Raw genomic sequence first — 11948 nt, 5'->3', positions numbered from 1 at the left:
ACTACATTAATAATAACACTCAAGGCATAAAAAGCAAAAAGTGTACTAATTCCAATCAATAAAACAGGAATTAGTACACTTTCAATCTATCAGGAATGCCGTCACACCGGTGTTTAGCGGCTATTTATCTGTCCGCTCCAGCACCGCTACACTCTCAACATGCGTCGTCTGTGGGAACTGGTCAACTGGCTGAATCGGTTTCGTCACATGGTATCCTTGTTCAGCAAAGCGTTGAATATCACGGATTAATGTGGCTGGATTACAGCTAACATAAATCACCTTTTGTGGCGCCATCTTGCCAGTTGCTTCAATCAACGATTCGGCAAGGCCTTTACGTGGTGGGTCAACAATCACGACATCTGGCTTTAAGCCATCTTCTTGCCACTTAGCGAATTGTTCTTCCGCTTTACCGACAACGAATTTAGCATTCTTAATGCCGTTGCGCTTGGCGTTGTGCTTGGCATCATCAATCGCTGCAGGAACAATTTCAACCCCGTAAACTTGCTTGGCGTGCTTAGCAACTGCCAACGAGATCGTCCCAATTCCACAATAAGCATCAATAACTGTTTGACTGCCATCTAAACCAGCATTATCAATAGCTGTTTGGTAAAGGCGTTCAGTTTGTTGCGGATTAACTTGGTAAAAAGATAATGGTGAGATTGCAAAATCAATGCCGAGCAATTGGTCATGAATTTCATCGGCACCCCAGAGCGTTTTATTCTTGTCGCCAAGTAAGCGGTTAGTCTTCTTGTCATTGATGTTTTGAACGATGCTCTTTACTTCAGGTACGACTGCTACAATGCCATCAACGATTTGTTCTGCCATTGGTAATCGCTTCGTATTGGTGACTAGCACTACCATTACTTCATGACTATAATATCCTCGACGCACCATGACAGTTCGGATAACACCTTTACCAGTTCGTTCATCGTATGGTGTTACATGATATTTCCGTAATAGGTCACGAACCACGATAATTACTTGGTCAATAGCTGGATCTTGAATATAGAAGTCTTCGATTGGTACTAAGGTATGACTTCCGCGTTTGTAAAAGCCAGTCTCCAATTGACCACGAACCATCTTGACCGGTACTTGGGCCTTATTCCGGTAATGGTATGGTTTGTCCATCCCCATCGTTGGCAACACCTCAATCTCATCTAGGTGCGCCTTTGCCAGCAACTCAGCAATTTGGTGCTGTTTAAACTTTAATTGGGCTTCATATTTAAGGTGACCAAGCGGAGCAATCCCTGTCTGGATATACTTCTTATCCTTAACATCAACCCGGTCAGGACTTTTCGTCTGCCATGCCATTACCCGGCCCCAAGCAAAATGACTAGCAACTTTAGTAATTTTTACTGTGATTTCTTCCCCTGGCAAAGCATTGGGCACGAAGACTGGAAAATCATCAATCTTCACAACTCCATTACCCTCGTAGGTCAAATCAACCACCATAGCGGGATACTCTTCATTTTTATGTACTGGAATATTTAATTTCAACGTTATTCCTCCATTAATTTCAACGTGACAAACTTTCCCTATTATAACAAAAGAAACGGCTAACTTCCTATTTTTAGGATGCTAGCCGTTTTTCGATTTAATTTTGTTTTTCTTCACGATCCTTAATATCATCAACACTCTTTACGAAGTCTTGTTCAACCCGCTTAAAATCATCAGAAACTGTAATAGCATCATCAGGAATTTCGTCAAGGTTAGCAACAACTTCAATATGTTGTTTCAAATCGTGGAATTCCATTGGCGCATCGCCACCGTATTCACCATCAAGGTTAACCATTAAGCGATCGTCCTTGTTTAACGGAATTACTTCAATATCGGTTGCCTTCTCATAGATAATTCGTGGATCATCCAGGTGCTTTCCTTGTAAGGCTTTTGCCATCAGACTCAACATATCAATCATGTTCGTCTTCTTCACGATAATCATCGTAAACTTACCATCATCAAGAGAAGCGTCGGGAACGATTTGTTCAAAACCACCAACAGAATTTGTTAGGGCAATCATAAACATCGTTGCGTTACCCCGATATTCTTTGCCATCGTACTTAATCTGCATCTCAATTGGCTTAATTCGCGGAATAAGTTCTGCACCCTTAGCAAAGTAGGCAGCGTAACCGAAGAGGGACTTCATTTGAGAAGGGACCTCATAAGTTAATTCAGTCATCGTTCCCCCCGCGGCAATGTTCATGAAGTAATTCTCGCCTGCTTTACCAATATCAATTTTGAATTTCTTATTTTTCTTCAAAATCAACTTGGCTGCAGCAATCGGATCATCACGAGGAATTCGTAACGCCCGCGCATAGTCGTTTGTCGTTCCGGCGGGAATAATTGCCAAAGTTGGCCGGTGTTCTAATCCAGCAATCCCGTTAATTACTTCATTAAGGGTTCCGTCACCACCGGCAGCGACGATCAGGTCAAAGCCTTCCTTAGCTGCACGAGTTGCCTCGTTCTTTGCTGAGTCTGGTGCTGGTGTCGTAGCAAAAGCGCTGGTCTCGTAGCCAGCCTTTTCATAGATTGAAAGAATATCAACGAGATCACTCCGGAAAGTTTCACGACCAGAAGTGGGGTTATAAATTATCCGAGCACGTTTTCGCACGGTCATCCCTCCAAACTACTTAGCGTTTAACGACTTCATCAACAACTTAGTAACAACTTGTGGGTTAGCCTTACCACGAGTTTGCTTCATGATTTGGCCCATCAGGTAACCAACAGCCCGATCCTTACCGTTCTTAAAGTCCGCAATTGATTGTTCGTTGTTTGCTAAAACATCATCAACGATTGGTTGCAATTGAGCTGGGTCAGATAATTGAACCAAACCATGTTCCTTAGCGTAGGCGCTTGGTTCTTCACCATCAAGAATTCCCTTGAAGACTTTCTTCGCCATCTTGGATGAAATGGTACCGTCTTCAATCAACTTAACCATCCCGGCCAAGTTAGCTGGTGTCAACTTAGTATCAGGTAAGTCAACCTGCTTATCATTCAAGTAGGAGTTCACATCATTCATTAAGTAGTTAGCAACCCGCTTAGGATCGCCGCCATCCTTAACGGCTTCTTCAAAGAAGTCAGACATTTCCTTGGTCTGAGTTAAGACCATCGCATCATAATCGGTTAAACCGAGATCCTTAACGTAATGCGCCCGTCGTTCACCCGGCATTTCAGGCATTTCTGCTTCAATTTCGTCAATCCACTTTTGATCAACGTTTAAATCAGGAATATCTGGTTCTGGGAAGTAACGGTAGTCATCGGAACCTTCCTTTGTCCGCATTGAAATTGTTTCACCAGTAGCTTCATCATAACGCCGTGTTTCTTGGGCAATGTGACCACCTGAAAGCAAGACATTTTGGTGACGCTTTTGTTCGAATTCCAATGCCTTCCGAACATAGTTAAAGGAGTTGATGTTCTTCATTTCGGTCTTGGTACCAAACTGGTCAGAACCAACCGGACGAATGGAGATGTTAGTGTCGACACGCATCGACCCTTCTTCCATCTTCACATCAGAAATTCCAGTAAACTGGATCCGTTGACGAAGAGCTTCCAAGTAGGCAACTGCTTCTTCTGGGGAAGCAATATCCGGCTTAGAAACAATTTCGATTAATGGTGTTCCTTGACGGTTTAAGTCAACATATGAGTACTTGCTGGTATGAGTGTTCTTACCGGCATCTTCTTCAATATGCATTTCTTCAATCCCGATTTTTTTCTTCTTACCATTAACTTCAATCTCAATCCAACCATCATGAGCAATTGGTGTTTCTGATTGAGTAATCTGGTAAGCCTTTGGGTTATCTGGGTAGAAGTAGTTCTTCCGGTCAAAATGCATGTGACGAGCAATTTGAGCATGAAGAGCCAGGCCGGCCATAATTCCATCACGAACAACACCCTTGTTCAATGTTGGCAAAACACCAGGATAACCCCAGTCGATCACATTAGTATTTCTGTTAGGCTGGTCACCATATTCTACTGGTGATGGACTGTAAATTTTTGAATTAGTCTTCAATTCGACGTGGACTTCTAGCCCAATCGTTGTTTCAAAGTTCATCTTAGTTTTGACCTCCTAACTTAGGTGCCTTCTTGTGAACATCAGTAGTTTGTTCAAAGACATAAGCGGTGTTGTAAACTGTTTGTTCATCAAATGGCTTTCCGATAATTTGTAAACCAACTGGCATGCCATTCTTAGCTGAGAAGCCAGCCGGAACTGACATTGCAGGAAGACCAGCCATGTTAACAGGAACTGTCAAAACATCGTTCATGTACATGGTTTGTGGATCGTCGATTTCAGCACCAATCTTAAATGCTGTTGAGGCACCAGTAGCACCAAGAATAACGTCATGATCCTTGAAGACATTGTCAAAGTCCTGAGCAATTAAGCGACGAACCTTAGCGGCCTTGTTAAAGTAGGCATCGTAGAACCCGGCTGAAAGTGAGAAGGTTCCCAACATGATCCGCCGTTTAACTTCTTCACCAAAACCTTCAGTCCGAGAACGAACATAAACATCTTCAATGTTCTTAACATCTTTTGCCCGGAAACCATACCGAATCCCATCATATCGTTGAAGGTTTGATGAAGCTTCGGATGAGGCCAAAATGTAGTATGCAGGAACACCGTACTTAGTATGAGGCAATGAAACTTCATCAATGACGGCACCGAGTGATTCAAGATGATCAAGGGCGTTCTTAATTACTTCATGAACATCATCATTAATTCCTTCGAAGTATTCCTTAGGAACAGCAATTCGCAAGCCCTTAACGTTAGTATCGTCGTTTAATTGAGCGGCCCAGTTAGGAACTTCCTTCAGGGATGAAGTCATATCGTGTTCATCATTGCCACTAATCATTTGGGTTAACAATGCGTTGTCCTTAACCGTTCGAGTCAACCAACCAACTTGGTCAAAACTTGAACCAAAGGCAATGATTCCCCAACGAGATACCCGGCCATATGTTGGCTTCATTCCAACAATTCCGTTAAATGATGCGGGCATCCGAATGGAACCACCAGTATCAGTTCCTAAGGCACCAAGGACATCCCCAGCTGCAACTGCCGCAGCAGAACCACCTGAAGAACCACCAGGAACCCGGGTAAGATCCCATGGGTTATGGGTTGTGAAGAATGCTGAGTTTTCAGTTGATGAACCCATTGCAAATTCATCCAGATTGGTCTTCCCAACATTAATAAAGCCGTTGTTATTTAACTTTTCAACAACCGTTGCGTCATAAACAGGGTTGAAGTTTTCCAAAATTTTGGATGCTGCAGTAGTCTTTAACCCCTTAGTTAAAATATTATCCTTAACTGCCAAAGGAATCCCAGAGGTTAATTGATCTTCGCTAATTCCCTGTTGGTCAATTTCGGCAGCCTTCTTCATTGCTGCTTCTTCGTTTAATGTAATGAAGGCCTTTACTTGATCTTCATTTTTCTTAATGTGATCAAAGGTTTCTTTCGTTAATTCAGTTGCACTGATCTTCTTATTCTTTAAATCATCATGCAGCTGACTTAAGTCGGTTTGATAGAAATCCATTATTCGCCGTCCTCACTTTCATCGATGATTGCAGGAACTTTAATGTACCCATCATCAGTATCAGGAGCGTTATTAAGCAATGCGTCGGTCTCTTCTTTAGAGCTCTTAACTGCCTTGTCCTCACGCATAACATTTTCCCGATCTGAAGCTGAAGTCATTGGTTCAACACCCTCGGTATCAACATTAGTGAGGTCTTCAAACATATCAATAATGCTTCCTAATTGAGTGGTAAACTTGGTAAGCTCTTCATCTTTGAATTCCAACTTAGCAAGTTCAGCAACGTGTTCTACTTGTTGCTCAGTGATCTTACTGGCCATTCTCTCTACCTCTTTTCCAGTAATTATGGCTTAAATATAGTACATACATTTAATAATTTTAGCACAGAATACTAATGGTTTTAACTATTCATCCTTAAATATTCAAGGGAAAAGAAAGTGTTTCATAATTGATGAAGAAGTGAAACCTCATGTTATGAAACACTTAATTTTATTATTTAGTTAAAAGGGCTCGCCGTGACCGCAACCTCCACCTATTGCAACATAGTCAAAATGCGTTTAGCCTAAGCTCCCTCACAATAGTTCTACTGTAACATAGTCAAAACGTGTTCGCCCTAACCTTCCTCAAGCTAACGACCTCCACCTCCGACGACAAAACGTCGTTCGGTGGAGAAATCGTTAGCCACCGGAAGGTTTTAACGGGCTCACACTCTATTCCTTAATACGAATCAAACACGTGGCTTTGGAATTTGTCGGAGCCGGAATTACGGTAAACAACGGCTTGCATTTCGGAACTAGATTGAATCTTGATGTCAATTGGAATTCCGCTTGGCAAGTATTTTCTTGCGGCACGGGCAATGTATTGAGTAAAGCTGGTAATTTCGGTCTGACTATAGAATTGCGTTGTAATGGTAATATGCATTCCAGTCAATGAACTACCGTTGTACTGTGCTTGAGCAGTTACTCCACTTAAGTTAGGGAAGAAACTCTGAACCTGACTCTTAAAGTTAGAGAAACTATCATTATCCGTTTGATCGGATTTAGTTTCCTGGTCAGTTCCGTTAGCCTTTGGTAGTACAGCAGTCCGGTAGTCTAACTTATGCCAGCTGCTAATCTTGCTTCCGTTGTTCTTACTATAAGCAAAGAAGCTTCCACCAACTAAACTATCGTCTGGTGCCTGCTTATATAAAGCAATCACGATTGGAACATTCCGTAATTCTTTCTTCTTCCGTAACCGGGTTAAGATCTTTTGAGCAGCGATTTCACCCTGACGCTTAACCTCTGCATTACTAATGTTCTTTGTATAATTTGGTCCATCAGTCTTCTTCTGGTAGTTATATTCAGAATTAATTCCGATCCCAATTGTGACACCATGCAATTTCATTGAATTACCGCTTTCCTGCATGTAATCCTGTTCTTCAATCTGCTGAATGTATTCTGGATTAGGATCGCTCTTTTTCCCTTCAGCCGGGTTAAGGCCTTCTGGATTGCTCTTGCTCTTCCGTCCTAGCCAATTTTCAACCGTACTGGTATCAAGATATTGGCCTTCTTGGAAAATATAATTTTTCGTTGAGAAAACCCGCTTTGATACTTGAGTTAAGCCACTTTCAAAACTTTTAAGGTTATATGAATTACTATTTTGGCTAACATTGACTCCCCGTGCCTTACTTGTCTTGTAGTGGCCATTTTTAATAACCCCTTGATAAGTTCCGCTCAAAGAACCAGTAGTACTATAATTTTTTGATGATTTATGACCAAAGCCACATGAAGTCAAAACCAAAGTTGACATCAAGAGGGCAACCCCAACGGTTATTTTTTTTAGTTTGTTCTTCAACGTTTATTGTTCCTCCTTCATCGCCTGACTAAAGCGTTGCTCATCCCAAACATCGACCCCAAGCTCCTGAGCCTTGGTGAGTTTGCTTCCCGCTTTTTCTCCGGCAATGACAATATCAGTCTTTTTCGAAACACTACCTGTTACTTTAGCTCCATGTACTTCTAACCAGTCTTTGGCTTCAGTCCGGGTCATCTCCACTAATTTCCCGGTTAAAACAACCCGTTTACCATTCCAGTCGCTCGACTCATCAACTGTAGTAGTCGAGCCAAGATACGTAAAGTTGAGGCCGGATTGACGAAGCTCCTCAATTAATGACTGAACCTGTTCATTAGCAAAATACGTTTCTACGCTTTCACCAATTGTCGGACCGATTCCATCAACAGCGGAAATTTCATCGGCACTAGCTCCCATTAACTGATCCAAATCATTAAAATGAGCCATAATCAGGCGTGCTGCTTTGGCGCCAACATGACGAATACCAAGTCCGAATAAAAGGCGCTCGACAGAATTATTACGACTATTATTGATCGATGTCAATAAGTTTGTCGCTGATTTTTCACCAAATTTATCTAAAGTTAATAATTGATCTTCCGTTAAGGCATAAAGTCCCGCAACATCGTGAATCAGCTTCTTATTCCATAACTGTTCAATAATCTTTGGTCCGAGACCAGCAATATCCATTGCATTTCGTGAAGCAAAGTGTGCTAGTCCCTCTTTAATTTGTGCTGGACACATTGGGTTAATGCACCGGAGAGCTACTTCATCATCAAGGTGAACTAGTTCAGAATCACATGCAGGACATTTTGTTGGAATTTGATATGGCTCACTATCAGCCGGTCGCTTACTCAAATTAACTTTAGAAATTTCTGGAATGATATCGCCTGCTTTATGAAGGTAGACAGTATCACCTAACCTAACATCCTTTTCCTTTAAGTAGTCAGGATTATGAAGGGAAGCACGACTAACTGTTGTCCCAGCCAATTGAACCGGATCCATTACAGCAGTCGGCGTTACATTGCCTGTTCGGCCAACAGTCCATTCAATATCACGGATAATTGTCGGCTGTTCCTCTGGAGGAAACTTGTAGGCAATCTCCCAGCGAGGCACCTTAACAGTATTTCCGAGTGCTTCTTCAGTCTCAAGATCATTAACTTTCTCCACAATTCCGTCAATTCCGTAGGCTAACTGGTCACGTTTAGCCGTGTATTCATTAATGTAATCTTCTATTTCTTGTCGATTATGAACAACCCGGTTATGCGGATTAACCTTAAAGCCAAGCTCACGCATCCTATCTAAAGCCTCTGCTTGAGTTGTAACTCCCAGCTTTTGATATTCAGGAACATAGTACATAAATGTATCCAAATCACGTTTGGCTGTAACCTTGGGATCTAACTGTCTAAGGCTTCCTGCTGCTGCGTTTCGGGGATTAGCAAAAATTGGTTGACCATCATCTTCTCGTTGTGCATTCAATTTGGCAAATGACTCTTTTGGCATGTAGCATTCACCACGAAATTCAACGGAGAGTGGTTCGGGAAGTTCTTGGGGAACCGATTTTATTGTCCGAACATTTTCGGTAACATCTTCGCCAATATTACCGTTTCCGCGAGTTGAACCCTGGATTAGCTTTCCGTTTTCATAAACGAGCGATAGTGACAAGCCATCGATCTTTAATTCAAGGTTATACTCTGCCTCAACATCAACGTCACGATTTTCCTGTTGACGATGATTAAAGTCCATTAGCTCTTCAATTGAGAAGACATCCCCCATCGACAACATCGGAATCTCATGCCGAACCTTCGTCAGCTGGCTTTCAGCCTCACCACCAACTTGCTGTGTTGGTGAATCTGGCGTTTGCAATTCGGGAAAGCGTTGTTCAATCTGAACAAGCCGTTGGTATTGACGATCATAAACATAGTCTTCCACCGTAGGACTGTCTTGTTCATAGTACTCTTTCCCCCATTGAGCAATCTGCTTTCGCAATGGACCAATTTCTTCTTTTGCCTGATCCAATGTTAATTGTGCAACCGGGATTGATTGATTATCCATTTTATTGGCCTCACTTTAATTAATCAGTAACCTTCTTAATTGGCGCAAAACTAGCCAAAAGTCGTTTAACTCCTTGTTGAGGAAAGGCAATGTCAAGTTCCTTGTCATTACCACTTCCACTAACCTTAACAACGGTTCCTTCTCCCCACTTCTTATGGGTTACCTTATCACCGGTCTTCCAGGAAACCTGGTCAGCTCCCGTTCCCGTATTAGTTACTGGCTTTACTCGTTTTCCAGCACTCCGGTATTGGCGACGCTGCTTCTGCTCTCGATAAGTAGTTGCAGTGGCCGCTTCACCACCAAATGGCAATTTTTGTCCTCCAAGACGCTCAGCGGGCTGATCATTCTCGAATTTAAGAAGGTCAGGATTAATTTCCTCCACAAAACGAGATGGCTGGTTTCGTTGGATTCGGCCGTAAAGCAACCGGGAAAAGGCATTTGTTAGGTAAAGTTTCTTCTTTGCTCGGGTAATTCCAACATATGCAAGGCGACGCTCTTCTTCAAGTTCATCGTCTTCTAAAATTGCCCGAGAAAGTGGGAAAATTCCTTCTTCCATCCCCACAAGAAAAACTACCGGAAATTCAAGTCCTTTGGCAGCATGAAGAGTCATCAACGTAACTGCCGGAGCTTGTTCGTCAACGTCATCCTGATCAGAAACCAAAGCAAGGTCAGCAAGAAAGTTGGTAATCTTTTGAATGTTATTATCATCCTCATCCTTATGCTGCTCATCATATTCTTGGGTAACCGATTTGAATTCATCAAGGTTTTCACGCCGCGCCTGTGATTCAAGACTCTTATCTTGTTCAAGCGCTTTATTGTACCCACTCTTATCTAAGATTTCTTCCGTTAAGTCAGTTAAGTTTAAGAACTCAGCTTGCTTAGTTAAGTTACGCATTAACTGACCAAACTCATCAATTTTAACCCGCGTCCGCGTTGAGATGTTATTTGCAATATCAACGTTTTCTGCAGCCTCAAGGAGTGACCAATTATTATCATTAGCAAATTCTCGCAAATGGTCAACACTGGTCATCCCGATTCCCCGCTTAGGAGTATTAACTACTCGTTCAAAGCTCATTGAATCTTGAGGGTTAACAATTAATGTCAAGTAGGCAAGAATATCCCTAATTTCTTTCCGGTCGTAGAATTTATGGCCACCAACCATGGTGTACGGAACACTACTCTTTAAGAAGGTTTCTTCGATCATCCGTGATTGAGCGTTAGTACGGTAAAGAATGGCAAAGTCATTGTACTTATAATTATTCTTTTCCCGTTCTTCTTTAATTTTAGAGACAATAAATTGGGCTTCATCGTGTTCGTTTTGTGCCCGGTAGTAAGAAATCTGGTCTCCCTTGCCGTTTTCAGTCCACAACTTCTTTTTCTTTCGGTAAACGTTATTATCGATCACTTCGTTAGCCGCGTCTAAAATTGTCTGAGTTGAACGATAATTTTGTTCCAGCATTACTGTATGTGCTTGTGGATAATCATGTTCAAAGTTTAAAATGTTATTCATGTTTGCGCCACGCCAACCATAGATACTCTGGTCAGCATCCCCAACAACGCAAAGGTTCTTGTATCCCTGAGCAAGCATGTTAACTAACTTATATTGAGCATCGTTAGTATCCTGATACTCATCGACATGGATGTAATGAAACTTATCTTGATAGAATTCCAGAGTCTCTTGATCCTTTTCAAAGAGCTCAATTGTTTTCATAATCAAATCATCAAAGTCTAAGGATTGATTAGCCTCTAGTTCCCGTTGATAGAGTTTGTACGCGCGAGCAACCATGTTCTCAAACATGCTATTGGCTTCTTTTGAGTAGTCATCAGGGGTTTGCAATGCATTCTTAGCATTAGAGATTGCACTGAGGATACTTCGGGGATCGAATTTTTTGGTGTCAATATTTAATTCTGCACAAATCCGTTTCATTAATGTTCGTTGCTCACTGGTGTCAGCGATCGTAAATGCTCGGTTATACCCCAGCTTTTCAATATCGCGTCGCAGAATCCGTACACAGAGGGCGTGAAATGTGGAAACCCAAATGTCACGAGCACTCTCACCTAAAAGCTTACCAACACGTTCTTGCATTTCTCGTGCGGCCTTATTCGTAAACGTGATCGCAAGAATATTCCAAGGAAGCACACCCTTTTCTTCGATCAGATATGCAATTCGATGAGTTAGTACTCGAGTCTTTCCTGAACCAGCTCCAGCCATTACTAAAAGTGGCCCCTCTGTTGTTAAGACTGCTTCGGTTTGCTTATCGTTCATGCCGTCTAAAAGTGCTTGACTATTCACGCCTATTTCCATCCTCTCTAAATTTCAATCGGCTCATATTATACCAAATTTTCAACTTCTTTTGGTCGTTTTCGAACATATGTTGCAAAAATAAAACTGAGCTTAAGACTTTTGGTGAGCAGTCTCAGCTCAGTTCTTATTTATTTTTCTTGCTCTTCATTATCTGACCCTGAATTTGGCAATGTTTTATTCCAAACCTCAGTATCATCAACCTGGTTTCGTAAAGCATCCAGGTCAGTATCGCCAGTAACCCAAAC

Annotated in this window: 8 protein-coding genes; all 8 read right to left on the bottom strand. The window is 42.0% G+C overall.

Going from position 1 to position 11948, the window contains the following annotated elements; all coding sequences use genetic code 11:
• Positions 1-120: 120 nt before the first annotated feature.
• The 8 genes from rlmD to pcrA all read right to left on the bottom strand — a co-directional run bounded on the left by rlmD (position 121) and on the right by pcrA (position 11703).
• Positions 121-1497 (bottom strand): 23S rRNA (uracil(1939)-C(5))-methyltransferase RlmD, encoded by a 1377-nt coding sequence (rlmD, locus tag HMPREF0549_RS02550; protein WP_003716697.1) that lies wholly within the window; start codon positions 1495-1497, stop codon positions 121-123.
• 97 nt (positions 1498-1594) lie between these two features.
• Positions 1595-2614, bottom strand: a complete 1020-nt coding sequence (locus HMPREF0549_RS02545) for a diacylglycerol kinase (protein ID WP_003716696.1) — start codon at positions 2612-2614, stop codon at positions 1595-1597.
• A 9-nt stretch (positions 2615-2623) separates the two neighbouring features.
• On the bottom strand, positions 2624-4048 hold the full coding sequence (gatB, locus tag HMPREF0549_RS02540) for an Asp-tRNA(Asn)/Glu-tRNA(Gln) amidotransferase subunit GatB (RefSeq protein WP_003716695.1): 1425 nt from the start codon (positions 4046-4048) through the stop codon (positions 2624-2626).
• A gap of 1 nt (position 4049) precedes the next feature.
• Complete coding sequence (gene gatA, locus HMPREF0549_RS02535) at positions 4050-5522, bottom strand: Asp-tRNA(Asn)/Glu-tRNA(Gln) amidotransferase subunit GatA (protein WP_003716694.1); 1473 nt, start codon at positions 5520-5522, stop codon at positions 4050-4052.
• A complete protein-coding gene (gatC, locus tag HMPREF0549_RS02530; RefSeq protein WP_003716693.1) occupies positions 5522-5839 on the bottom strand; it encodes an Asp-tRNA(Asn)/Glu-tRNA(Gln) amidotransferase subunit GatC in 318 nt (105 codons plus the stop codon). The genes gatA and gatC overlap by 1 nt, the downstream gene beginning before the upstream one ends.
• Positions 5840-6236: 397 nt before the next feature.
• Positions 6237-7352 carry a CamS family sex pheromone protein gene (locus tag HMPREF0549_RS02525; protein ID WP_003716692.1) on the bottom strand — a complete coding sequence of 372 codons (1116 nt, stop codon included), beginning with the start codon at positions 7350-7352 and terminating at the stop codon, positions 6237-6239.
• Positions 7353-7355: 3 nt separating this feature from the next.
• Positions 7356-9398 (bottom strand): NAD-dependent DNA ligase LigA, encoded by a 2043-nt coding sequence (gene ligA, locus HMPREF0549_RS02520; protein ID WP_003716691.1) that lies wholly within the window; start codon positions 9396-9398, stop codon positions 7356-7358.
• A gap of 19 nt (positions 9399-9417) precedes the next feature.
• A complete protein-coding gene (gene pcrA, locus HMPREF0549_RS02515; protein ID WP_003716690.1) occupies positions 9418-11703 on the bottom strand; it encodes a DNA helicase PcrA in 2286 nt (761 codons plus the stop codon).
• Positions 11704-11948 lie beyond the last annotated feature (245 nt).

Source organism: Limosilactobacillus vaginalis DSM 5837 = ATCC 49540 (genome assembly GCF_000159435.1).
Taxonomy (GTDB): Bacteria; Bacillota; Bacilli; order Lactobacillales; family Lactobacillaceae; genus Limosilactobacillus; species Limosilactobacillus vaginalis.
The sequence above is the reverse complement of the archived record's forward strand: the minus strand, read 5'-3'. Positions and strand labels throughout refer to the sequence as shown.